Below are 24,532 nucleotides of genomic sequence, written 5' to 3'. Positions count from 1 at the left end.
CAACAAGCTTTTTCTAAAAATCAACCAGTTAAAACAACACCCAATAAAATTACATAAGATAAAGATATTTTCAATACCATTGAATAACCATTCGCGACAATTTCACTTATTTGCTTATAGAGTCCCGTTATTCGCCTCTACTAACTAGAATTTAGTTAGTATTTTTACTGCCTGTTGTGCGCAGAGGGTCGCTAGGTGGTAGTATTCGATTCCCCATTTCAATAGGTTACTACATTGGATATTCAGCAAGGCTTTGTACTCACAAGACAAGCAAGAGATTTTTCAGGGCGCACACAAATCGACTTGTGGTTAAGCACCCCTCAAGGCCCTACTCTGCTGACGATTCAAAATGAAAAACCGGTATTTTTTGTTGCTCAATCTGACGTTGAAGCATGTCAGGCAATCGCAGCGAAAGAGTCGATCGATTGCCAATTTAAGCCTCTAGAATTAGCCACATTCGAGCAAACACCTCTCGCCGCGTGTTACACCTCACTGTCGAGAAGCAGCTTTGGTTTAGCGCAAGCCTTTCACAACGAAGAAATCCAAACCTTTGAAAGCGATATTCGACTCGCCGATCGATTCTTAATGGAACGGTTTATCAAGGGAAGTATTGAGTTCACCGGATCTGCTGTGCAAAAAAATCAGCACCGTCGAGTCTCAAACGCAAAATGCCGAGCAGGTGATTACTTACCCAGTCTATCTGTGGTCTCGCTTGATATTGAGTGTTCGGAAAAAGGCGTGCTTTATTCAATTGGCCTAGACAGCCTAATGGACAGCCGAGTGATCATGGTCGGCGAAGCACAACAAGCTGAAACCAATATCCAATGGGTTGCCAACGAGAAAGCGCTACTCGAAGCAATGATAGCTTGGTTCTCTGAATTTGATCCTGACATCATCATTGGTTGGAACGTTATCGACTTCGATTTTAGGCTACTGCACAAACGTTCAGAATGGAACGAAGTGAAGCTCAACATCGGCAGAGACAACCAACCGAGCTTTTTCCGCAGTTCCGCTCAAAATCAACAAGGTTTTATCACGATTCCAGGGCGCGTTGTCTTGGATGGTATCGATATGCTCAAGACAGCGACCTACCACTTCCGTTCTTGGTCGCTTGAGTCGGTATCACAAGAACTGCTTGGTGAAGGCAAAGACATCCATAACGTTCACGACCGTATGGATGAGATAAACCGAATGTTTAAGTTTGATAAACCTTCACTCGCCAAGTATAACCTTCAAGACTGCGTGCTAGTAAATCGTATCTTCGAACACACTCACCTACTCGACTTCGCAATTGAGCGCTCGCGATTAACCGGTGTCGAACTGGACCGCGTTGGTGGCTCGGTTGCTGCCTTTACTAACTTATATCTGCCTCAAATCCACAGAGCGGGTTATGTCGCACCGAACTTAGAGCCAGAGAATTGGATCGCGAGCCCCGGCGGCTACGTGATGGATTCAATTCCCAATCTGTACGACTCGGTTTTGGTACTCGATTTTAAGAGCCTGTATCCATCGATCATTCGCTCGTTTCTGATTGACCCTATGGGACTTATTGAAGGGCTGAAGCTGGAACTAGGTCCAGCAGAAGACCAAGCCGTTGATGGCTTTCGAGGTGGGCAATTCCACCGCTCTAAACACTTCTTGCCCGAGATGATCGAAAACCTCTGGGCTGCACGTGATGTGGCGAAGAAGAACAACGAGAAAGCGTTCTCTCAGGCGATTAAGATCATCATGAACTCATTCTATGGTGTGTTAGGTTCGTCTGGTTGTCGTTTCTTCGATACCCGGTTAGCGTCTTCAATTACCATGCGCGGGCATGAGATCATGAAGCAGACTAAAGTTCTGATCGAAGACAAAGGCTATCAAGTAATTTACGGCGATACCGATTCAACCTTCGTGTCTCTGAACGGCAGTTATGATCAGCAAAAAGCAGACGAAATCGGGAATAGACTGGTCGCTTACATCAACGATTGGTGGACGAATCACTTAAAAGAGACCCACAACCTAACCTCAATACTTGAACTTGAATACGAGACTCACTATCGCAAGTTTCTAATGCCGACCATTAGAGGTTCAGAAACGGGCTCGAAGAAACGTTATGCCGGATTAATCACTCAAGGCGATAAAGAGAAGATCATATTTAAAGGGCTTGAGAGTGCACGCACCGATTGGACACCTCTCGCACAGCAATTCCAACAAACCTTGTATGAGATGGTGTTTCACGACCAAGATCCGACCGACTATGTCAGACAGTTTGTTGATGAAACCTCTGCTGGCAAGCATGATGATTTATTGGTGTATCAAAAGCGCTTACGCCGCAAATTACACGAATACCAAAAGAACATTCCGCCACAGGTTCGCGCAGCTCGTATGGCCGATGAGATCAATGCTCAGTTAGGACGCCCTCTTCAATACCAAAACAAAGGACGTATTGAGTATTTGATTACTCTGAGTGGTCCTGAGCCCAAGGAGTATTTAAAGAGTGGTATCGATTATCAGCATTACATCGACAAGCAGATTAAACCGGTCGCAGAGGCAATCCTGCCCTTCATCGGTTTAGATTTTGAAAGAGTCAGTGGGCAGCAGTTGGGTTTGTTCTAGCACTATATTCAATATGCTCTTTAAACGAAAAAAGCAGAGACATGCTCTTCAGCACGCTCTGCTTTTTAGTATCTGTCGGTAGACAATAAGTCTCTATCCGATTCTGAACTCGGTTTTCTGATACTGCTTAATCAACCACTCACCAAAACCATCAAGAATACCGATCACCGAACGCTTAGGGATTGGTCTACCAGAAAGTAAAATGCCCAACCTTTGGATTTCAACTTCTCGATCTGGGTGATACTTCAAAAATTGCTGGCCGCACTCTATTGGGTCATCGAACCAATATTTATCGCGGTACATCACCAAAGAGTAACTCGCTCGTAGAAGCTTCTTGGCGATAATCACCTGCGCTGCGACTTGTTGTTCTGGCGTTGTTGCTCGTGCGATCTTGTTGCGATACACCGCTAACCAGTTTTCAGCATCCATGTTCCAGTGCTTAGCGATTTCCCAACTTGTTTCAAAATCACCATAGCAGTCTGATAAGTCTTCACCATGCACACACACGGCTAAGTGTTTGAGCATAAAACCCCAAGTGAAGATATTGTCGAAATCGACTATCTCACTCACTAAGGTGGTTTTGATCGCAACTTGAGTGACCTGCGGGAAGCTCTTTTGGAAACGCCATTTGATGGTGTTCAACAAAGTGGTTCGTTGGTCAGGAAACGGTCGATGGGTCACCACAACCACATCTAGATTGGAGCGACCGACAACAGCTTGCTTACGTGCCACACTGCCATAAATATAAATACTGTGCAGATTAGATCCTAACCCACCTTTTAGAAAGGTAATCAGATCGTTAACCACAGGTTGAAATTCAGGTTGAAAAGGCTGTGTTGGGTCAATAACAGGTAGCTGCATAGGTCGTTTCGGTAAATAAAATAATGATTTAACTATAACTCTATGATCGCCTAGGTGACTTTATGATTCAAGCTATTCCTATTTATAGCATCTCCGAGATATAATCAGCGGATAGACCCACTAAGGACAAACACAAAATGCCTAGAGCAAGTGAAATTAAAAAAGGTTTTGCGATCGACGTTGATGGTAAAACAATACTAGTTAAAGATATCGAAGTAACAACACCGGGTGGCCGTGGCGGTCAAAAGATTTACCGCTTCCGTGGTAGCGATGTAGCAACTGGCGTTAAAACTGAAGTTCGCCACAAGGCTGACGAAATCGTTGAAACTATCGACGTAACTAAGCGTGCAGTAATGTTCTCTTACGTTGACGGCAACGAGTACATCTTCATGGATAACGAAGATTACACACAATTCATCTTCAACGGTGAAACAATCGAAGACGAACTACTGTTCATCAACGAAGAAACTCAAGGCATGTACGCGATTCTTATCGACGGCAATGCAGCAACACTTGAGCTACCAACTTCAGTTGAGCTTGTTATCGAAGAAACTGACCCTTCAATCAAAGGTGCATCAGCGTCTGCTCGTACTAAGCCAGCTCGTCTGTCTACAGGCCTTACTGTTCAAGTTCCTGAGTACATCGCAACTGGCGACAAAGTTGTTGTGAACACAGCTGAACGTAAATACATGAACCGCGCAAGCTAAGATACTTATTATGACCGAAGCTAACGACCTAATGTCTTACGACGATGCAATTGATACTGCATACGACATCTTTCTTGAGATGGCACCTGATAATCTTGAACCTGCAGACGTGATTCTATTCACAGCTCAGTTTGAAGATCGTGGCGCTGCAGAACTTGTTGAAACTGGCGATGATTGGGTTGAACATGTTGGCTTTGAAGTCGACAAAGAAATCTACGCTGAAGTGCGCATTGGTCTTGTGAATGAAGCTGATGACGTTCTAGACGACGTATTTGCTCGCATGCTAATCAGCCGTGACCCAGAACATAAGTTCTGTCACATGCTGTGGAAACGCGACTAATACCGCTGTTGACGCTCATCTGCATGAGTAAACAAGTATTCATGTAAACGAGTTAAAAGTTAGCCGAGCCGATTGCTCGGCTATTTTTATCGCGCTATTTTCCATCGTGATTACTCACTTTCATCATCAACTTTAGATTCACTGATTATGACCAAAGCAAAAACAGACACACAATCAAAAGGCTATGCCTGCATTGGCCTAGTTAACCCAAAGACGCCTGAAAACGTAGGCTCTGTTATGCGAGCTGCTGGCTGCTACGGCGCCAACTCTGTGTTTTACACTGGCACACGCTACGACCATGCGCGAAAATTCCATACCGACACCAAAGAAAAGCACCTAGCCCTGCCTTTGATTGGTGTTGAAGAGCTGAAAGATATTATTCCAGTAGGCTGCGTACCGGTTGCTGTTGATCTGATTGAGGGCGCTAAGCCTCTACCTGATTACAAGCACCCACCACGCGCGTTTTATATTTTTGGCCCAGAAGACGGCACGCTAAAGAAAGAGATCACAGATTTCTGTCGTGAGACGATTTACGTTCCGACTAACGGCTGCATGAATCTAGCGGCATCAGTGAATGTTGTGCTTTACGACCGACTGGCGAAAGGCGATAACTTCTCGAATCATAAGTAAATAGAACGAGATAAGAAAAGATTTATAGGTGCGCGTAAACGAGATAAGAGATGCGAAGAGCATGCTTACTGCCGATTATGGCAGTATGTTTTCGATACTCGGTTACTCGCATCTTTTATTTCTTCTAGACGTAAAAAACCTGCTCAATGAGCAGGTTTTTTAGTATTCAGTGCTTTTAGCTAATGAAGCTTTAAGCTTAAGAACTGTAGTAACTACTTGAGTAATTACTGACGTGTTCTTGGCTTAGCTGGTTTAGCCGGACGACCGTTGTTCAGTTTAGGCTTACTTTTGTTAGCCTGAGGCTTGCCTTTGTTTGCAGCTGGAGCGCTACGACCTGAATCAGGTGTTGTAGTACCGCGAGTTGCAGGCTTCTTGCGCTTAGTTTGGTTGCTACGGCCTTTTGGTGCGTTTGCACGCTCTTCGTGACGCTTAACAGCACGACGAATTTTTTGGCTACGAGAACGCTCACGCTTACGAGAAGTGTTTGAAGGATCAAGATCCAACAGTGTCTCTTTCTCAGGCTTAAGCTCAACAAGCTCACGCAGGTAGTTAACTTCTTGAAGATCTAGCTCTTTCCAACCGCCACGAGGCAGTTTCTTATCAAGGTAGATATCACCGTAACGTACACGTTTCAGGCGGCTTACTGTCGTTTCTTGAGATTCCCAAAGACGACGAACCTCACGGTTACGACCTTCGTTAATCGCTACGTAGAAAGTATGGTTCATACCTTCACCACCAGCGTAAACCACATCTTCAAAACGAGCCATGCCGTCTTCTAGTTGTACGCCACGAGTAACGTTTTTAACTTTTTGCTCAGTCACTTCACCGAATACACGTACTAGGTACTCACGTTCAACCTGACGGCTTGGGTGCATTAGACGGTTTGCAAGCTCACCATCAGTAGTGAAAAGCAAAAGGCCTGATGTGTTTGCATCAAGACGACCAACTGAAATCCAACGAGAACCACGGATCTTAGGTAGACGATCGAAAACAGTACGGCGGCCTTCAGGATCATGACGAGTACAAAGCTCACCTTCAGGTTTGTAGTAAGCAAGTACACGACAAACCACTTCTTCAGAAGCCTTGCCTGAAACAGTATGGCCATCGATACGGATCACTGAGTTCTCGTCTTCAAGACGCTCGCCCAGTTTCGCAACTTGACCGTTAACACTTACACGACCAGATTTGATTAAACCTTCTAGTTCACGACGAGAACCGTGACCAGCTCGCGCTAAAACCTTCTGTAATTTTTCGCTCATTTACTCTTTTCTACCTAATTGTCGTCTTCACAGACGTCGAATGAATTTTTCGCGACCAAATCGCGGTCGCGTATTATCGCAAATAACCTGCCAAAAAGCACTTGTTATTTACTGTGGCAGGTTTGCTGTATCGTTACAGACTGTTAATCAGTAAAGCGATTATTCAAACGGCGCAGGATCGCCCGCACCACGACGTAGAACCACGGCATCATCGTCACTGAAGTCAATAACCGTCGTCGGTTGCTCACCTAAGTAACCGCCATTCAAAATGACATCAACCGCATGTTCTAGGCTGTCACGAATTTCTTCTGGATCCGACTCCGTAGTCTCGTTACCCGGCAGAATCAGAGACGTCGACATCAATGGTTCACCCATCGCTTCCAACAGGTCGAGTGCAATCTTGTTGTCTGGGACACGAATACCAATCGTTTTACGCTTGGCGTTCATCAAACGCTTTGGCACTTCTTTGGTTGCTTTAAAGATAAACGTGTAAGCACCTGGTGTATGTGCTTTCAGTAGACGGAAAGCCACGTTATCGACGCGTGCATACAGTGATAACTCAGAAAGATCACGACATAACAACGTGAAGTTATGCTTGTCATCGATGCGACGAATTTTACAGATACGTTCAAGTGCTTGTTTGTTTTCAAGCTGACAGCCCAGCGCATAACCGGAATCTGTTGGATAAACCACAACGCCGCCATTGCGAATAATCGCAACCGCTTGAGTAATTAAGCGTGCTTGTGGGTTATCTGGGTGTACATAAAAAAACTGGCTCATTGTTGATCCTCGTTATCGAATCTCTCGACTCTATCATCAGAAGGAGCTGGCTCACCTAAAGACTATTCAGATGGTGAAACCGTTTGAAACTCCCAATCTTTCCATACTTCTTCGACCCCAGAAGGTAGCCAGAGATTACGTCCAAGTTCCATCCACGGAGATGGGTAATGGAAATCACTGCCTTGGGAGGCTAATAGTTTGTATTGTATAGCATAATCCGCGAGTGTGCGTCTTTCTTGTTGCGCTTGCTGAGGTTGAGCAACTTCCATCGCATCCCCTTTCGCTTCAACAAATGCCGCTAGCAGGCGCTTAACCCACTTGGCTGTAAGTCCATATCGCCCAGGGTGAGCGAGTACGGCTTGTCCACCAGCAGCATGGATAGCCGTGACAGCATCACTCATTGAACACCACGTAGGCGGCACATAACCTGGGTTATTGCGAGTAAGAAACTTTTTAAACACCTGCTGCATGGTTTTTGCGTAGCCGTTATCGACTAACCACTTAGCAAAGTGAGCGCGAGTAATAGGCGCATCACCCGCAATCAATTTAACTTCTTCTAGCACCCCTTCACGAGTCGCTTTCTCAAGACGTTGAGCAATCATCTCTGCACGTCCAATACGATGTTGCTTCTGTTGCTCAATGAGCGCTTTAAGCTCTGGTGACTCAGGATCAACGTTTAACCCAACAATATGGATATCTTTGTTTTGCCAAACAGTCGAAATCTCAATGCCGTTGATCAGCTGAATAGGAAGGTTGTTATCAGCAATATAGTTGCGTGCTTCAGCAAGCCCATCAGTCGTGTCATGATCTGTAATCGCTAGCGCTTCGATGTTAAAGCCAAGCGCTCGGTCAATTAGCTCAGGTGGAGTAAGTCGGCCATCTGAGGCTGTTGTATGACTATGTAGATCAATTCTCATATATTCTTTTTCATTGTTTTCAATTTTTATCGTTATATTTGTGTCAACACACTTGACCTGCAAGCGCAAAACTAGTTAACTAGTACACAAATACGAAGTATCACATTTGATAGGTTCACCATGTTACAAGAATTTAACCAAAACCATAAAGATAAAGTTTTAGAACTTTCTTCAGTAGAAGCAAGTTCAGAGCTTAATTGGTGGCGCACTTGGACAAGTTCTTGGTGGGCTAACGTGTACTTCTAGTTAAACAGTTTGTTTATAAAAAAGTTATCACTAAGCCCGCTTTAATAGCGGGCTTTTTAATTTGTCGAACATCTCACATTCAACTGACTAACAAATCATCGAATTGACCATATTCTAGATTGGGTGAAAGGTATCTTTATGCGACTATGTACGGCAGGAAATTTAAAGAATCATAAAGGAGGTCTTGTGAACAAGGCCATTGAAATCAAAAAGCTGGGAACCATTGAGGTCATCAATTCTTCAGTTCCTTACTCGCAAGATCCAACCAGCGTTTTTCATACTTTGTGTGAAAACAAAACTGATAGTCTTTTGTTGGAATCTGCCGAGATTGAATCTAAACAGAACCTGACAAGCCTACTCCTTATCGACTCTGCTGTTCGCATCGTATGTCGCGGACATGAAGTAACCTTTCAAGCATTGACTGAAAACGGTCAAGCGCTTATCGAACATCTCACTCAAAACGTGAAAGCAGAAATTAAATCTGACCTTACTGATAACGTTTTGACGCTGACTTTTATCGAGCCAAGCAACGAATTAGACGAAGACTCACGCTTAAGAGAAGCGTCTTCATTCGATGCTCTACGTTTAGTTCAGCACAGCTTTGAGCAAGACGCTGATAACAAACACGCGCTATTCATGGCGGGTCTATTCGCTTACGACATCGTGGCAAACTTTGAGCCACTCGGTGATGCTGAAGCAACCAACAATTGTCCTGACTTTGTATTCTACGTAGCTGAAACACTATTACGTTTCGATCACCAAGAGAACGAAGGCCTGCTTCACGCGAGCTTGTTCGCTCAAGATGACAGCATCAAAGCGCAATTGACTGACCGTCTAGCCAACATTCAAACTCAGTGTCAGTCCCTGAAAGCCATCACTGAAGTAACGCCACTCGACAACGTTGAAGCAGTACCTAGCGTTTCAGATGAAGACTTCTGCCAAACGGTTCGTGATTTAAAAGAGTACGTAGTTAAAGGCGATGTATTCCAAGTAGTACCTTCACGCCGCTTCACTCTACCTTGCCCTGCTCCATTGGCGGCTTATAAAGAACTCAAACAAAGTAACCCAAGCCCTTACATGTTCTACATGCAAGACGAGCTGTTTACTCTGTTCGGTGCTTCTCCAGAAAGCGCGCTGAAATACGAGACAGAAACCAACCAAATCGAGATCTACCCAATTGCTGGTACTCGTCGTCGTGGTAAGCGCCCTGACGGTCAAATCGATTTCGACCTAGACAGCCGTATCGAGCTTGAACTGCGTACCGACAAGAAAGAAAACGCCGAGCACATGATGCTAGTCGACCTAGCACGTAACGATGTTGCGCGTATTGCCGAAGCTGGCACTCGCCACGTAGCAGACTTGCTAAAAGTTGACCGCTACAGCCATGTAATGCACTTAGTTTCTCGTGTTGTTGGTCAGCTCCGTGAAGACTTAGATGCTCTACACGCTTACCAAGCTTGTATGAACATGGGTACGCTAACGGGCGCACCAAAAATCCGCGCAATGCAGCTTATTCGTGACGTAGAAAAAACGCGCCGTGGTAGCTACGGTGGTGCAGTCGGTTATCTAACCGGTGAAGGGACTCTAGATACTTGTATCGTAATTCGCTCTGCTTACGTTGAAGATGGCGTGGCACAAGTACAAGCTGGCGCTGGTGTGGTTTTCGATTCAGACCCACAAGCAGAAGCCGATGAAACTCGCGGCAAGGCACAAGCGGTTATCTCTGCGATTCAAGCTGCACATACTAAAAACCTAACAAATAAGAAGGAGTCGTAATCATGGCTGATATTGTATTCATCGATAACTTCGACTCATTCACATACAACCTTGTAGACCAATTTCGTTCATTAGGTCACAGCGTAAAGATTTACCGTAACAACATTCCAGCAAAGGTTGTTGAAGCGGCGATCAACGAACTAGACAACCCTGTTGCACTGCTTTCGCCAGGCCCTGGCGCTCCAGCAGATGCGGGTTGTATGCCAGAGCTGATTCAGCTTCTAAAAGGTAAAGTGCCAATGATTGGTATTTGCTTAGGCCACCAAGCAATTGTTGAAGCCTATGGCGGCACCGTTGCAGGCGCTGGCGAAATCATTCATGGTAAGGTGTCGATGATGGAACACCAAAACCATGCGACTTACCAAGGCTTACCTTCGCCACTGGCTATCGCTCGCTACCACTCTTTAGTGGCCACGCATGTATCTGATAGCTTAACGGTGACAGCTGAAGTCGATGATTTGGTGATGTCAGTGGTTCAAGAACAAGACAAGGTGTGTGGATTCCAATTCCACCCTGAATCAATTATGACGACCTACGGTGCAACGCTTCTAGCAAACGCTATCGAATGGGCTCTTGAGAAAAAGACGATATAGGAAACGATCATGGAACAGATTAATAAACTTTACGAACAGCAGTCTCTTACTCAAGAAGAAAGCCAACAGTTATTTGATGTGATCATCAAGGGTGAACTAGACCCAATCTTGATGGCTTCAGCGCTGACAGCGCTAAAAATCAAAGGCGAAACGCCCGATGAAATCGCTGGCGCAGCGAAAGCACTGCTTGCGAATGCAAACCCGTTCCCGCGCCCTGATTACGATTTCGCAGACATCGTGGGTACAGGTGGCGACGGTCACAACACCATTAATATCTCGACGACTTCTGCATTTGTTGCCGCAGCGTGTGGCTTAAAAGTCGCGAAGCACGGTAACCGTAGTGTATCGAGTAAATCAGGTTCTTCTGACCTATTGGATTCGTTCGGTATCAACCTAGCAATGACAGCTGAAGATACACGTACGGCTGTTGATGAGCTTGGCGTAGCATTCCTATTTGCTCCGCAGTATCACGTCGGTGTACGTCACGCGATGCCTGTTCGTCAAACAATGAAAACACGCACTATCTTCAACATCCTTGGCCCACTGATTAACCCTGCTCGCCCTAACATCGAGCTAATGGGTGTTTACAGCAAAGAGTTGGTTCGCCCTATCGCAGAAACCATGCTGCAAATGGGCATGAAGCGTGCTGCAGTTGTTCACGGTAGCGGCCTAGATGAAGTGGCGATTCATGGCGAGACCATCGTTGCTGAAATTAAAGATGGCGAGATTCACGAGTACACAGTTACTCCGGCTGACTTTGGTTTGAACACTCACCCTCTTGAAGCGATCAAGGGCGGCGAGCCAGAAGAGAACAAAGCCATCACAACCGATATCCTGACGGGTAAAGGCACTGACGCTCAAGTTGGCGCAGTGGCAGTCAACGTTGCTCTACTGATGCGTCTATTTGGTCACGAAGATCTAAAAGCCAACGCACAGCAAGCAATTGACGCAATGAACTCTGGCAAAGCGTACGAGCTTGTACAAAAGCTTGCTGCACACGCTTAACGAACGACCAATTGAGACAAAGAACATGACACAGACTACCGATAAACTGTCGACCCACGTTTCAGTCAAAGAAGCTGAAATGGCAGAAGTATTAGCAAAAATCGTTCGTGACAAATACCAATGGGTTGAAGCGCGTAAGCAGACTCAACCATTAGACGACTTTAAAGCGTCACTAACTGCCACAGACCGCAGCTTTTATGATGCTCTGAGCGGAGAACAAACGGTTTTCATCACTGAATGTAAAAAGGCCTCTCCGTCAAAAGGTTTAATCCGTGACGAGTTTGACCTCGACTATATTGCGTCGGTTTACAACAACCACGCAAACGCGATTTCTGTGCTGACAGACGAGAAGTACTTCCAAGGTGACTTTGAGTTTTTACCTAAGGTTCGCAGCATTGCTAAGCAGCCTATCCTGTGTAAAGACTTCATGGTTGATACCTACCAAGTGTACCTAGCTCGTCACTACTCAGCTGACGCAATTTTGCTAATGCTATCGGTATTAGATGACGAAGAGTACAAAGCGTTGGCGGAAGTCGCTCACTCACTCAACATGGGTGTATTGACCGAAGTCAGCAACGAAGAAGAACTTCACCGCGCAGTCGCTCTAAACGCTAAGGTGATCGGCATTAACAACCGTAACTTACGTGACCTTTCGACTGATTTAAACCGTACTAAAGAGTTGGCACCATTGATTCGCGAACTGGCTCCAAACGCAGTCGTGATTTCAGAGTCTGGCATCTACACACATCAACAAGTTCGTGACCTTTCAACGTTTGCAGATGGCTTCCTAATCGGCAGCTCTCTCATGGCAGAGAAGAACCTTGAGCTTGCGGTGCGTAAAGTAACGCTGGGTGAAAACAAGGTGTGCGGATTAACTCACTCTGATGATGCAGCGAAGGCTTATCAAGCTGGTGCGGTATTCGGTGGTCTGATTTTCGTTGAAGCATCTAAGCGTCATGTGGATATCGAAGCTGCTCGTTTGACTATGAGCGGCGCGCCTTTGAACTACGTGGGTGTGTTCCAAAACCATAGCGTTACTGACGTTGCGAAAACGGTTTCTGAGCTAGGTTTATTTGCGGTGCAATTGCACGGTGATGAATCTCAAGCGTTTGTCGATGAACTAAAACAGTCACTGCCTGAAAGCGTTGAGATTTGGAAAGCTTACGGTGTTGCTTCCGATTCAGAGAGCTCGCTACCAGAATTACTGGAAAGCAACGTGACTCGTCACCTGCTAGATACTAAAGTGGGTTCTCAAACAGGTGGTACAGGCCAAGTGTTCGATTGGAGCCTAATCAACAACCAAAGCGCAATCATGTTGGCAGGTGGTCTAACCCCAGAAAATGCTAACCAAGCGGCTAAGTTAGGCTGCTTAGGACTAGACCTAAACTCTGGCGTTGAATCCGCCCCAGGTAAAAAAGACGCAGACAAACTGCAGCGTGCTTTTGCAGCGATTCGTAATTACTAGTCCAAACTCGGCGCTAGAAATTAGAAAGCAAAAACTAAAAACATATTTGTGAGCTTTGCCTTTTGCGAAGCTCAAACAAGATTAAATGACTTGGTGTGAATACACATCAGTAGAATTGAAGGAATAACACAATGGCTAAACTCGATGCCTACTTTGGTGAATACGGTGGTCAATACGTACCGCAGATCCTAGTGCCAGCACTAGACCAACTTGAACAAGCATTTATCGATGCACAAGCCGATCCTGAGTTCCGTAGCGAATTCATGACGCTTCTTCAAGAGTACGCTGGTCGTCCAACGGCGCTAACGCTAGCACGCAACCTAACAAAAGGTACAAAAACCAAACTGTACCTAAAGCGTGAAGATCTACTTCACGGCGGTGCTCACAAGACAAACCAAGTTCTTGGTCAAGCATTGCTAGCAAAACGTATGGGTAAGCAGGAAATCATCGCTGAAACTGGCGCAGGCCAACACGGTGTGGCAACGGCTCTAGCGTGTGCTCTATTAGGTCTTAAGTGTCGTGTTTACATGGGTGCTAAAGACGTTGAACGTCAAAGCCCGAACGTGTTCCGTATGAAGCTAATGGGCGCAGAGGTTATCCCTGTTCATTCTGGCTCTTCAACGCTAAAAGATGCTTGTAACGAAGCTCTACGTGACTGGTCTGCAACTTATGAAGACGCGCACTACCTACTGGGTACTGCAGCGGGTCCTCACCCATTCCCAACGATTGTTCGTGATTTCCAACGCATGATTGGTGAAGAAACGAAGAACCAGATTCTAGCGCGTGAAGGTCGCCTTCCTGATGCAGTTATCGCTTGTGTCGGCGGTGGTTCTAACGCTATCGGTATGTTCGCTGACTTCATTGAAGAAGAGTCTGTTCGCCTGATCGGTGTAGAGCCTGCTGGTAAAGGTATTGATACCGACCAACACGGCGCGCCGCTTAAACACGGTAAAACTGGTATCTTCTTCGGTATGAAAGCACCACTGATGCAAGATGAAAACGGCCAAGTAGAAGAGTCTTACTCTGTATCTGCAGGTCTAGACTTCCCATCAGTTGGTCCTCAACACGCGCACCTAAATGCTATTGGCCGTGCTGAATACGACAACGTGACCGATGACGAAGCACTAGAAGCTTTCCAAGCTATCGCACGTAACGAAGGTATCATCGCTGCACTAGAGTCGTCTCATGCTTTGGCTCATGCAATCAAAATGGCTCATGACGATCCAGAGAAAGAACAGCTATTAGTCGTTAACTTATCTGGCCGTGGTGACAAAGACATTTTCTCTGTACACGACATTCTTAAAGAGAAAGGAGCATTATAATGGATCGCTATCAATCACTCTTCACTCGCTTAGCTGAAAAGAATCAGGGCGCATTCGTACCATTCGTAACAGTTGGCGATCCTAACCCTGAGCAATCGCTTAAGATCATGGAAACTTTGGTTGAAGCGGGTGCAGACGCACTTGAGCTTGGTATCCCATTCTCTGATCCTCTTGCTGATGGTCCAACAATCCAAGGTGCGAACATTCGTGCTTTAGATTCTAAAGTAACGCCAGATGTGTGTTTTGATCTTATTGGTCAAATCCGTGCTAAATACCCAGAGCTGCCAATCGGCCTACTGATGTACGCAAACTTGGTTTACGCACGTGGTATCGAGAACTTCTACGAGCGTTGTGCGAATGCAGGTATCGATTCAGTACTGATTGCTGATGTACCAACCAACGAGAGCGGCGAGTTTGTTGCTGCAGCTAAAAAGTTTGGTATTCACCCAATCTTTATTGCTCCACCAACAGCAAGTGATGAGACGCTTCAATCGGTTTCTGAGCTAGGTGGTGGTTACACTTACCTACTTTCTCGTGCTGGCGTAACGGGTGCAGAAACAAAAGCAAACATGCCTGTGACTGCCCTACTTGATCGTTTGAACAAGTTTGATGCGCCACCAGCCCTGCTTGGTTTCGGTATCTCAGCTCCTGAACAAGTGAAAGAAGCAATTGTAGCTGGCGCTGCTGGTGCTATCTCTGGCTCAGCGGTTGTGAAAATCATTGAAAACAACGTTGAACAACCAGAAGCAATGCTTAAAGCACTTGCTGAGTTTGTTACGCCAATGAAAGCGGCAACGCAGAAGTAATCTACGGCCGGTAAATCGACCCAACGATTCAAATATCAAAAGGCTCCACAGTTGTGGAGCCTTTTTTATTGCTTTTCATTTGAGCCAATCACTCATCGGCTTTCATCGCTTTCTTAATCGCTGCCTCATTGAGCGTCGCTTTGATCGGATCGGTTATCTTCTCCACTAAATCGATGGGCATTGGGAAAATGATGGTGGAGGTTCTTTCATTAGCCACCTCGGTTAGCGTTTGCATATATCGCAATTGAATGGCGTTAGGCGCTTGGTTCAGCACTTCGGCCGCTTCGCGTAATTTGGTCGATGCTTCTAACTCACCCGTCGCATGTATCACCTTGGCTCGACGAGAACGTTCCGCCTCAGCTTGTTTAGCAAGCGCTCGCACCATACTGTCATCAAGGTCGACATGCTTAATCTCAACATTGGCAATCTTAATCCCCCAGTTATCGGTGTGTTGATCCAGTATCGATTGCAAATCTCTATTAAGTTCTTCTCGCTCAGACAACAGCTCGTCCAACTCATGTTGACCTAGAACAGAACGTAACGTTGTTTGTGAAAGTTGGCTGGTGGCCTCAAGATAGTTCTCAACGTTGTTGATCGCCATCTTCGGATCGAGCACTCGAAAATAGACCACAGCATTGACCTTCACAGACACATTATCTCTGGTGATCAAATCTTGTGTTGGCACATCCAAAACGATAGTTCGTAGATCCACTCTCACAATTTGTTGGATGAAAGGAATGATGATAATCAAGCCCGGCCCTTTAACGCCATAAAAGCGCCCAAGGAAGAACACCACTGCCCGCTCGTACTCGCGCAGAACTCTGAACATGCTGGCTATCAACAAGATAACGAGCACGATGACAATACCTATAGTGTGTATAAACATAACCGCCCCCTAATGGTAACGATAGTTAAGCAATAAATAATTCAATCAAGTGTATCCCTGTATTCCACGCTAACACTCCGCGCTAACTCAGCCTCGGTGGTACCTCATCGGGTAGCGCCTCAACATCCAACAGCAACCCAGTCAGCTTGGTCACTCTGATAAGCTGCCCAGCTTGCAGTTCACTGGCGCATTGAGCTTGCCACATTTCACCTTCAACTAGCACTCGGCCAGCACCCGGGAAACCGCTGACAACTTTACCGGTCTCACCAACCACCGCTTCCATCCCTGTAGTCACAGGCTTGTTTCTCACTCGGACTAACATAGAGATAGTTACGACAATAAAGGCAACAGAGAACAAACTGATCCCGATAATTAACGGCAATGCGATTTGATAACCAGGCACTTCGGTGTCCATCAGCATGATTGAACCGAGCGTAAACGCAGCAACTCCACCCAAACCAAAAATACCAAAGCTAGGGCTAAAGGCCTCTGCGACCATTAAGGCTATTCCCAACAGGATTAAGGCAAGACCGGCATAACTCACCGGCAGCATTTGTAAGGAGTACATTGCTAACAACAAACAGATGCCACCCAAGACACCCGGTAAGCCGACTCCAGGGTTATAGAACTCCAGTAACAAGCCATAGATGCCAATGAGCATGAGGATGTAAGCGACGTTTGGATTAGTAATCACCGAAAGCAAACTAAAGCGCCAGTCTTGTTCACGCTCGACAAAAGCCACCTCACTAAGTTGAACTTCCTGATTGATACCGTTGATGATGATGGTGCGTCCGTTACTCAGCTCAACCAATTGCTGAAGGTCGCTAGCAATAAAATCGATCACATTAAGTGTTAGCGCGTTCTCTGAGTCCAAACTCGCCGCTTCTCTTACCGCCTTTTCAGCCCACTCTTCATTGCGATTGTGTAGCTTAGCCAAACTGACAATGTAGGCTGCAGCATCATTGATGACTTTCTTCTCCATCGCAGTGCTGGCTTTTACTTGGTCTGAGTTCTCTTGTTTTGTTTCGTCTTGCTCACTCGCTGACGTGTTGTCATCTTTATTAGCATCGTCTTGAGGAGATAGTGGATTAGTCGGCGCTTTGCCACCACCAAGAGAGACAGGCGTGGCTGCGCCCAAATTAGTTCCAGGCGCCATAGAGGCGATGTGGCTAGCAAGTAGAATGTAGGTTCCCGCACTCGCCGCACGTGAGCCAGCAGGCCCAACCCAAGTTGCTATCGGAATCGGTGAGGTGGTGATGGATCGGATAATATCTCGCATCGACGTATCTAACCCGCCGGGCGTGTTCATTTTCAAAATAATGAGCTTCGCTTGCTCATCGTGAGCTTGTTCTATTTCTCTAGTGAGGTAGTCACTGGTCGCAGGACCTATTCCTCCATTCACCTCAATCACCCAGACATCATCGGCCTGAGCAAACACAGAGCTGAACAACAGAAGAAACGCAAACAAGTACTTTAATATAAAAGTCATAGCCCCTCTCCTTACAACTGAGATGCTAGATAGACGTTTTATTTAAAGCGCAGAGGTAACATCTTGGTAATAAATAGATACCTTAAGCATAGTTCAGGCTAAATTTCACACAACACGCGTCTTTGAATTAGCTCAAATATCAAGACCAAAAAACACCCAAAAATGAAAACCAAATGTTAACAAAGCAAGTCAAATACCAACGCCTCAAATCATTCACGAAACCCCAAACAGAAAGACTTTTATAAACACTGCAAATATCAGAGCAATAAAAAACAAAAGCAAACGATTGCATCGGTATGGAAAAACAACAAATGACATAAAACCACCTACTTTTCGAGGGCTTTCATCTCTGCTCATATTGATAAATGTAAAGGATACGTGTAAAACTTCTCGCGAAATATTAATCCAATGGTACATCGTACATTGGTGAGTAGTTCTGGGATTTTTATATTTAGTAGCACAGAGGTTATGGAAGTGTTAAAAGAAAAGAGTTTACTAAGCAACATCGGCGTTCAAGTCGTTATTGCAATGATCATCGGTACCCTAGTCGGTGCGATGATGGGTGACAGCGCAACTATGTTCGCTCCACTGGGTGCTATCTTCATCAATTTGATCAAGATGCTGGTTATCCCTCTAGTCGCAGTTGCCCTAATTTCAGGTGCTGCTGGTCTAGGCAACAGCTCATCAGCAGGAAAAGTGGGCGTGACCACTCTAGGTTACTTTGCACTAACGTCTGCACTTGCTGTAGCACTAGCGCTAGTAATGGGTGAAATATTCGAACCAGGTCGTGGTATCGATGTTTCTGGCGTTGAAGGCATGTTCTCTTCTGAATACGCTGCAAAAGGCGAACTTCCAACGTTTTGGGCAACCATCACGGGCATGATCCCGACCAACGTTTTCCAATCACTGAATGAAGCAAACATTCTTCAAATTCTAGTTTTCTGCTTATTCTTTGGTATTGCGATTTCTAAACAAGCGAAAGAGAAACGTGACCCTATCATCAATGGCGTAAACGCGATTGTTGACGCTATGGTTTGGATGATCAACAAGGTTATGATCATTGCACCACTTGGCGTATTCGGCCTAATGGCAGAAGCTGTGGGTACGTTCGGTTTTGGCGCACTTATGGTTGTGTTCAAACTGTTCGTTGTCTACATCGCTGCAATTCTGATCTTCGGCTTTGTTGCTTACCCGCTAATGATTCAAATCTTCACTAAGACTTCAGCTAAGAAGTTCCTAGTTGCGATGAAGAAGCCTCAAGCGGTTGCACTATCAACAGCATCTTCAATGGCGACACTGCCAGTAACAATGGAAACGGTAGAGAAAGAACTTGGCGTTCGTAACTCTACGGCTTCATTCGTTCTGCCTCTTGGTGCGACGATCAACATGTCTGGTAACGCGATTTACTACGGCCTAGTTGCTATCTTCTTCGCACAGCTGTTCAACATCGACCTGTCTATGGGTGCTTACGTTGCTATCATCGTAACGTCTACACTAGGTGCGGTTGGCCAAGCGGGTGTTCCAGGTCCTTCTTTCCTAGTGGTTGCGGTTCTTCTAGCGGCTGGTATCCCTATCGAAGGTCTACCTCTGTTGTTCGCTCTAGACCGTATCTTCGACATGATCCGTACTGCTCTGAACATCACTGGTGATGCAGCATGTGCAGTTATCGTTGATTCTCTAATCGAAGACGAAGCGAAAGAAGCTGAGCTACAAAAACAGCAAGCGTAATATTAAGCGCTAAGTTGGTGGTGACTTGAATTGACACCACCAGCATAAACTAGAAAACCCGAGAGCCTTACAGCTGAACTGACCCCCAATAGTTGGACACCAATTATTGGGGGTCTTTTTATGTCCAAATATAGCCGAGAGCTAAAATGTATCATTGCTAAGCAATACTTAGATGGCACGTCATCTCTCTACTTAGCAAAACAATATTCAATTTCTTCAAGGCAGATACGGTATTGGGCTCAAGTCTTTGCCATCCATGGTACTGATTCATTTTTACCAACTAATCATGCCGCGACTGCTCAAACAAAACGAAAAGCATTGAATTTAATGTGGACGAATGAATGGTCTCTCACGCACACTAGCGCTGTATTAAACCTCTCATCCCCTGGAATACTCTCTGTCTGGCTTAAACGATTTAATGAGCTCGGTATCAAGGGGCTCGAAATGCGCCAGAAAGGAAGACCCTCAATGAAACAGCAACCTCAACGTACCACTAAGCCTGATAATGAAATGACACTTGAGGAGCTAAAAGAGGAGTTGGTCTACTTACGAACCGAGAATGCCGTTCTAAAAAAGTTGGAAGAGTTGGAGCAGAAAAAAAACCGTCGAACAAAGAAAAAGCGGTCATAGCTCTAACTCTTAAAGGCAAGTACCCATTAAAGCACTTACTGCACACTCTACAGTTGGCAAAAAGTGTCTTTTATTATCAGGCTCAAACGAGCAAGCGCCAAAATAGCTACGAACGTGAGCTGCGGTTGATAAAGTCAATTTATCATGAACATAAGGGGCGATACGGCTACCGCCGTATTCACTTGGAACTAAAGAATCAGGGGTTCGTGCTTAATCACAAAACGGTTCAAAGGCTTATGGCTCAGCTCAACCTTAAATCGACGGTCAGGATTAAAAAGTATCGTTCATACCGAGGAGAGTCAGGAAAAGCTGCTCCCAACGTTCTTGAAAGAGATTTTAGTGCGACTCAACCCGATGAAAAGTGGGTAACTGATGTCACGGAGTTCAAAGTCAAAGAGCAGAAAGTATACTTATCTCCCGTTGTCGACTTGTTTACTCAGGAGGTGGTTGCTTATAGAGTGGCCAAAAATGCCTGCTTGCCGCTTGTCACAGATATGCTGACGGAAGCTATATCAACGCTTAAACCCAACTCAAAGCCAATTATACATAGCGATCAAGGTTGGCAATATCGCCATCGACAGTATCAGAAAAAGGTAGCGGAGAGTGGGTTAACGCAAAGCATGTCGAGAAAAGGTAACTGCTTGGATAATGCTGTTGCTGAAAACTTTTTTGCTTTACTCAAAACCGAGATGTATCACAACCAAAGCTTTGAAGATGCAGATGCTCTGATAGAGCAGATTAAAGAATACATCGAGTACTACAATACCAAACGTATAAAAGTGAAACTAAAAGGCCTGACTCCGATAGAATATCGAACTCAGGCCTTGAAAGCCGCTTAACAGAAATGTCCAACTTTACGGGGTCACTTCAAGCCCTCGGATTTTTGTTTTTGAGGTTCTAATTTTTAGGCGTTAGACGAATTACAAATCAGCGCCATAGATATCAAACGTAAAGTACTTAGCAGCGATCTTGTCGTAAGTACCGTTTGCTCTGATCTCTTCAATCGCGGCATTGAATTGTTTCGCCAGTTTTGAATCCTGCTTTCTTAGTGCTAACGCCGTACCCTCGCCAATGTAGGCTTTGTCGGTTACTGCTTTACCTTTGAATTCAAAACCCTCACCTTCTTTCTTATCTAAGAAAGCCAATGACAGTTGATCTGAGTTGCCGAAGGTTAGATCTAAACGACCATTTTGCAGATCCAGATACACTTCATCTTGCCCTGTGTAACGCTTAATGTTGGCAACACTACCAAACTTGTCGGTTACGTAGCGATCGTGAATCGTACCTTGCTGAACACCTATGGTTTTACCCGCTAAGCCTGCCTCATCAGCGCTGAATTCTGCGCTTTTAGCAGCAACAAATACGGCTGGTGTTTGGTAGTACTTATCAGTAAACAAGATCTTACGCTTACGCTCTTCGGTGATACGCATCGACGCCATGATCACATCTGACTTTCTTGCCAATAAGCTTGGAATTAACGAGTCCCAGCTTTGTGAAACCCAAGTACAATCGAGTTTGGCTTGCTCACACAAAGCATCAGCTATCTCAATATCAAACCCGACAGGCACACCATCACTGTTTTTATAGTTGAATGGCGGATACGTAAAGTCTGACGCCAAACAGATTTCTTTCGCCTGTACCGTTGTACCAAGTAAAGCGGCCGCACAAGCGAGTCCTAGTATTATCTTTTTCATCATTGCCATCCTAGATATGATCTTTATCGAGTTGAGATTGAATTTCTTTATGTTGAGCTTGTTGAATTTGTTTGCCTTGTTGACTCTGTTCTAATTCGGTTTGGTAACGTGTTAGTGACGTTATCACTTCTAGCATGCTCTCTTGGCTACCAATACTGATTCGAACACAGTTACGCAAAGCCGGTTCATGGTTTTGATTCCTTGTCACAATGCCATCCTTCGCCAAGACACTGAATACTTGGTGCCCAGCTTTTTGACGTAGCAAAATGAAGTTTGTAGATGAAGGGTAAACAGACTCGATGAAATCAAACTGCGTTAACTCACAAGCAAACCAATTACGTAGCTCAACCAGCTTCTGCGTCGCGTCTTGCATCACTGAGACTCGTTCATTAGACAAAGCGTCTAACACGATTTGCGATGAGCAATCTGGCATCGGATAAGGTGGAATCAACTTCGCGACATACTGCATCACATTTCGACTCGCTAAGATAAAACCACAGCGAACCGCAGCCAATCCAAATGCCTTAGACAAGGTGCGAATCACAACCAAATGTGGATAACGTTGAATAAGGCTAACGGCTGACGTTTGTGGTTCAAACTCGATATACGCTTCATCGACGACCACTAGCGACTTTCCAATCGTGCCTTCCAGTACCTGAATCAAATCCGATTTAGGAATCACATTACCCGTTGGGTTGTTTGGTGAGCAAAGAAACACGATATTCGCCAGTTCTGCCTTATTCACAATATCAGCAACATTAAGGCTGAAGTCTTCCTGCAATGGAGAGTCCAAGGTATTAATCGCCAATGCATCAGCGCAAAACTCATACATCGCATACGTGGGAGAGCAGATAAGTATGTTATCGCTCGCCGGTTTACAGAATGTTCTGATCAGCAAATCAATCGCTTCATCTGCACCACGAACGGCAACAGTCGCAGCATCGGTGCCACAGTAATCTTGGTAAGCCTTAGCAATATCTTGTGGTAAGAAGTCTGGGTATCGGTTGTGGCTTGCTTCTCCGAGAAACAGCGAGCTTTCCAATTCATTGGCGTTTAGCCAGACACGTCCATCACCACCAATTCTTCTTGCCGATTGATAAGGTATTAATTTTTTTACAGCCTGAGGCACTAAGCTATCAATAAAAGATGTCAAGAAGCTATCCCTTTCACAAAATCACAATGTCTTCATCATTGCCTTCATATTCAAAAAATGTGATTTATACACATATTGAATCACAAATGATGATTAAGTATTTACATTCAAACAGAACACTATTGATAAATGAATCGAAATAATCACATAATAGCCATGATAAAAAGTCATAGGTAAAGATATGAATCGCACGCTTCCTTCAACCAAAACCTTGCTCGCGTTTTTGTCTACGGCAAGGCATCTCAATTTTACACGCGCGGCACATGAGCTCAATGTTACGCAAGGTGCAGTGAGTCGTCAGGTATTGTCGTTTGAAGAAAGCCTTGGCTGTGATCTCTTCTACCGCCATGCTCGCGGGCTGTCTTTAACGCCGAAAGGAGAAGAACTGGTTCCCCTGATACAAGGGACGATTCATCAGCTGCAATCGGCTCTAAATCAGGTCGCGAGTTCTCCATCCAAGATCAAACTCAACGCACCAAGCTGTATTACCTCTTGGCTACTACCTAAGTTGATGTCTTTTCAGCAAGCCTATCCCGAAATTGATGTCGAACTCACGTCGACCATCAAGCACGTCTTCGAACCAAGCTTTGATCCGTTTGATGCCGTAATCACCTATGGTAAGAAGCCAAACCAGCAATCTATTATTAGCCAATTATTGTTCAACGAGCAGCTAGCGCCCGTTTGCCAAGCACAAAGCATTACGCAGAGCCATCTTGTCAACGACGCGTCGACCATCATCAAGCCACACAAGCTTGCCCAATACACTTGGCTACACGCCAACAATGAGCAGAGTGATTGGCGTCTTTGGTTAGAACACATAGGCAGCCACGACCTTTCAAGCAAGAACAACCAACAATTCGCGACACTCGATCAAGCGATGAACGCCGCCATTCAAGGGTTTGGTATTGCCATAGGCGACATCACGCTGGCCAAGCAAGATATTGATTTGGGTAGATTGGTGAAAGTGAGTGAAGGCAGTGTCTTCTCTGGAAATGGTTACTTCTTGCTGCAACCCAAGAATCGACAAAATACATCCTTATCTACACTGGTTGATTGGCTCGTCGATTAGCGGCAATCACCGTTGAAAGGCTCACACTATAAGCGGCAGGAGAGCGTCATAATGAGAATTTTACCGTTCTCAAAATGAAACTATTTGAGGTCTGTTACGTATTGATTGTCAGAGAATAGAACGTACCTTCCTTTAACTATTTGAAAAGAAGTTCAATTCTATTTAGCCGGGAATTTGTTCTGTTCAGTTGGAGAAAATGGCATTCGAATTGCTTTGTCATAGATAACCCAACCAATATACAGCAGGTTGCAACAGTTTCACTGCAGCTTGTCACGGAGGATAGGCTATGACCTTACAAAGACATACGTATTACGGCTTGATTCACCACGGAATTAAAACCCTATTAATGGACAGAATTGGCCACTTCACAGAACGTGAATATCACGAGTATCTCGACTTAACGACCGGTAAATCAACGTGTTTTGCCATGAGCGAACAAGAACTCGAAAACACATTAGACAGCTTGAAAAGCGAAGGTTACCTTGAAGACATCAAGAAGCTAATACCTCGCTATCAAACCTCGTCAATGCGATAACCGGCTTCAACTCTTTAAACACGTTGAGTGGTTAGATTGAATT

24 protein-coding genes and 1 other annotated feature are annotated in these 24,532 nt (G+C 45.2%); of the genes, 16 read left to right on the top strand and 8 right to left on the bottom strand.

Features of this window, described 5'->3' with window-relative positions; all coding sequences use genetic code 11:
* Nucleotides 1-234 precede the first annotated feature (234 nt).
* Nucleotides 235-2,598 carry a DNA polymerase II gene (locus tag OCV20_RS06370; RefSeq protein WP_086773670.1) on the top strand — a complete coding sequence of 788 codons (2,364 nt, stop codon included), beginning with the start codon at nucleotides 235-237 and terminating at the stop codon, nucleotides 2,596-2,598.
* Nucleotides 2,599-2,691: 93 nt separating this feature from the next.
* Here OCV20_RS06370 and OCV20_RS06365 read toward each other — a convergent pair whose 3' ends face one another.
* Nucleotides 2,692-3,459, bottom strand: coding sequence for a nucleotidyltransferase family protein (locus OCV20_RS06365; protein WP_050651474.1), 768 nt, complete (start codon nucleotides 3,457-3,459; stop codon nucleotides 2,692-2,694).
* Between the two features lie 137 nt (nucleotides 3,460-3,596).
* On the opposite strand from OCV20_RS06365, the gene efpL reads away from it, so the two are divergent.
* From efpL to OCV20_RS06350, 3 genes are all read left to right on the top strand, one after another.
* Nucleotides 3,597-4,166, top strand: a complete 570-nt coding sequence (gene efpL / locus OCV20_RS06360) for an elongation factor P-like protein EfpL (protein ID WP_048607233.1) — start codon at nucleotides 3,597-3,599, stop codon at nucleotides 4,164-4,166.
* A gap of 10 nt (nucleotides 4,167-4,176) precedes the next feature.
* Nucleotides 4,177-4,506: an HI1450 family dsDNA-mimic protein gene (locus tag OCV20_RS06355; RefSeq protein WP_004741258.1), complete on the top strand. Its 330-nt coding sequence runs from the start codon at nucleotides 4,177-4,179 to the stop codon at nucleotides 4,504-4,506.
* Nucleotides 4,507-4,653: 147 nt separating this feature from the next.
* Nucleotides 4,654-5,136 carry an RNA methyltransferase gene (locus OCV20_RS06350; protein WP_017061495.1) on the top strand — a complete coding sequence of 161 codons (483 nt, stop codon included), beginning with the start codon at nucleotides 4,654-4,656 and terminating at the stop codon, nucleotides 5,134-5,136.
* Nucleotides 5,137-5,360: 224 nt separating this feature from the next.
* Here OCV20_RS06350 and rluB read toward each other — a convergent pair whose 3' ends face one another.
* From rluB to rnm, 3 genes are all read right to left on the bottom strand, one after another.
* Nucleotides 5,361-6,395, bottom strand: a complete 1,035-nt coding sequence (rluB, locus tag OCV20_RS06345) for a 23S rRNA pseudouridine(2605) synthase RluB (RefSeq protein WP_017055112.1) — start codon at nucleotides 6,393-6,395, stop codon at nucleotides 5,361-5,363.
* Nucleotides 6,396-6,554: 159 nt separating this feature from the next.
* The gene (locus tag OCV20_RS06340) at nucleotides 6,555-7,175 is read right to left on the bottom strand and encodes an L-threonylcarbamoyladenylate synthase (protein ID WP_009848751.1); all 621 of its coding nucleotides are present in this window, start codon (nucleotides 7,173-7,175) and stop codon (nucleotides 6,555-6,557) included.
* A 62-nt stretch (nucleotides 7,176-7,237) separates the two neighbouring features.
* A complete protein-coding gene (gene rnm, locus OCV20_RS06335; RefSeq protein WP_017069983.1) occupies nucleotides 7,238-8,092 on the bottom strand; it encodes an RNase RNM in 855 nt (284 codons plus the stop codon).
* 120 nt (nucleotides 8,093-8,212) lie between these two features.
* Between rnm and trpL2 the strand changes: the two genes are divergently transcribed.
* The 7 genes from trpL2 (at nucleotide 8,213) to trpA (ending at nucleotide 15,305) form a co-directional block, all read left to right on the top strand.
* On the top strand, nucleotides 8,213-8,338 hold the full coding sequence (gene trpL2 / locus OCV20_RS06330) for a tryptophan operon leader peptide (protein ID WP_009848753.1): 126 nt from the start codon (nucleotides 8,213-8,215) through the stop codon (nucleotides 8,336-8,338).
* Nucleotides 8,285-8,399, top strand: a sequence feature (Trp leader region). (Overlaps the previous gene by 54 nt.)
* Before the next feature lie 125 nt (nucleotides 8,400-8,524).
* Nucleotides 8,525-10,114 (top strand): anthranilate synthase component 1, encoded by a 1,590-nt coding sequence (locus OCV20_RS06325; protein WP_086773669.1) that lies wholly within the window; start codon nucleotides 8,525-8,527, stop codon nucleotides 10,112-10,114.
* A 2-nt stretch (nucleotides 10,115-10,116) separates the two neighbouring features.
* The gene (locus OCV20_RS06320; protein ID WP_010438041.1) at nucleotides 10,117-10,707 is read left to right on the top strand and encodes an aminodeoxychorismate/anthranilate synthase component II; all 591 of its coding nucleotides are present in this window, start codon (nucleotides 10,117-10,119) and stop codon (nucleotides 10,705-10,707) included.
* Nucleotides 10,708-10,716: 9 nt separating this feature from the next.
* Nucleotides 10,717-11,712, top strand: a complete 996-nt coding sequence (gene trpD, locus OCV20_RS06315) for an anthranilate phosphoribosyltransferase (protein ID WP_048607239.1) — start codon at nucleotides 10,717-10,719, stop codon at nucleotides 11,710-11,712.
* 25 nt (nucleotides 11,713-11,737) lie between these two features.
* Nucleotides 11,738-13,177, top strand: coding sequence for a bifunctional indole-3-glycerol-phosphate synthase TrpC/phosphoribosylanthranilate isomerase TrpF (gene trpCF, locus OCV20_RS06310; RefSeq protein WP_086773668.1), 1,440 nt, complete (start codon nucleotides 11,738-11,740; stop codon nucleotides 13,175-13,177).
* A 131-nt stretch (nucleotides 13,178-13,308) separates the two neighbouring features.
* Nucleotides 13,309-14,499, top strand: a complete 1,191-nt coding sequence (trpB, locus tag OCV20_RS06305; RefSeq protein ID WP_048613233.1) for a tryptophan synthase subunit beta — start codon at nucleotides 13,309-13,311, stop codon at nucleotides 14,497-14,499.
* The gene (gene trpA / locus OCV20_RS06300; protein ID WP_048607245.1) at nucleotides 14,499-15,305 is read left to right on the top strand and encodes a tryptophan synthase subunit alpha; all 807 of its coding nucleotides are present in this window, start codon (nucleotides 14,499-14,501) and stop codon (nucleotides 15,303-15,305) included. Before trpB ends, trpA begins: the two co-directional genes overlap by 1 nt.
* Nucleotides 15,306-15,393: 88 nt before the next feature.
* On the opposite strand, the gene OCV20_RS06295 is transcribed toward trpA, so the two are convergent.
* Nucleotides 15,394-16,191 carry a slipin family protein gene (locus OCV20_RS06295; RefSeq protein ID WP_048613235.1) on the bottom strand — a complete coding sequence of 266 codons (798 nt, stop codon included), beginning with the start codon at nucleotides 16,189-16,191 and terminating at the stop codon, nucleotides 15,394-15,396.
* Between the two features lie 82 nt (nucleotides 16,192-16,273).
* Complete coding sequence (locus tag OCV20_RS06290; RefSeq protein ID WP_086773667.1) at nucleotides 16,274-17,680, bottom strand: NfeD family protein; 1,407 nt, start codon at nucleotides 17,678-17,680, stop codon at nucleotides 16,274-16,276.
* Nucleotides 17,681-18,088: 408 nt separating this feature from the next.
* Between OCV20_RS06290 and OCV20_RS06285 the strand changes: the two genes are divergently transcribed.
* The 3 genes from OCV20_RS06285 to OCV20_RS06275 all read left to right on the top strand — a co-directional run bounded on the left by OCV20_RS06285 (nucleotide 18,089) and on the right by OCV20_RS06275 (nucleotide 20,877).
* Nucleotides 18,089-19,408, top strand: coding sequence for a dicarboxylate/amino acid:cation symporter (locus OCV20_RS06285; protein WP_321163247.1), 1,320 nt, complete (start codon nucleotides 18,089-18,091; stop codon nucleotides 19,406-19,408).
* 120 nt (nucleotides 19,409-19,528) lie between these two features.
* Complete coding sequence (locus OCV20_RS06280) at nucleotides 19,529-20,038, top strand: helix-turn-helix domain-containing protein (protein WP_086774936.1); 510 nt, start codon at nucleotides 19,529-19,531, stop codon at nucleotides 20,036-20,038.
* A complete protein-coding gene (locus OCV20_RS06275) occupies nucleotides 20,035-20,877 on the top strand; it encodes an IS3 family transposase (protein ID WP_108721729.1) in 843 nt (280 codons plus the stop codon). Before OCV20_RS06280 ends, OCV20_RS06275 begins: the two co-directional genes overlap by 4 nt.
* A gap of 81 nt (nucleotides 20,878-20,958) precedes the next feature.
* Here the strand turns inward: OCV20_RS06275 and OCV20_RS06270 are convergent, their stop codons facing one another.
* The gene (locus OCV20_RS06270; protein WP_086775352.1) at nucleotides 20,959-21,732 is read right to left on the bottom strand and encodes an ABC transporter substrate-binding protein; all 774 of its coding nucleotides are present in this window, start codon (nucleotides 21,730-21,732) and stop codon (nucleotides 20,959-20,961) included.
* 10 nt (nucleotides 21,733-21,742) lie between these two features.
* A complete protein-coding gene (gene hisC, locus OCV20_RS06265) occupies nucleotides 21,743-22,885 on the bottom strand; it encodes a histidinol-phosphate transaminase (RefSeq protein ID WP_086775350.1) in 1,143 nt (380 codons plus the stop codon).
* A gap of 181 nt (nucleotides 22,886-23,066) precedes the next feature.
* Here hisC and OCV20_RS06260 point away from each other — a divergent pair, with 181 nt between their 5' ends.
* Both OCV20_RS06260 and OCV20_RS06255 read left to right on the top strand, forming a co-directional pair.
* The gene (locus OCV20_RS06260; protein WP_050649112.1) at nucleotides 23,067-23,954 is read left to right on the top strand and encodes a LysR substrate-binding domain-containing protein; all 888 of its coding nucleotides are present in this window, start codon (nucleotides 23,067-23,069) and stop codon (nucleotides 23,952-23,954) included.
* 286 nt (nucleotides 23,955-24,240) lie between these two features.
* The gene (locus tag OCV20_RS06255; protein ID WP_017069991.1) at nucleotides 24,241-24,489 is read left to right on the top strand and encodes a hypothetical protein; all 249 of its coding nucleotides are present in this window, start codon (nucleotides 24,241-24,243) and stop codon (nucleotides 24,487-24,489) included.
* Nucleotides 24,490-24,532 lie beyond the last annotated feature (43 nt).

This window comes from Vibrio coralliirubri, from assembly GCF_024347375.1.
In the GTDB taxonomy this organism is placed as follows: domain Bacteria; phylum Pseudomonadota; class Gammaproteobacteria; order Enterobacterales; family Vibrionaceae; genus Vibrio; species Vibrio coralliirubri.
The sequence above is the reverse complement of the archived record's forward strand: the minus strand, read 5'-3'. Positions and strand labels throughout refer to the sequence as shown.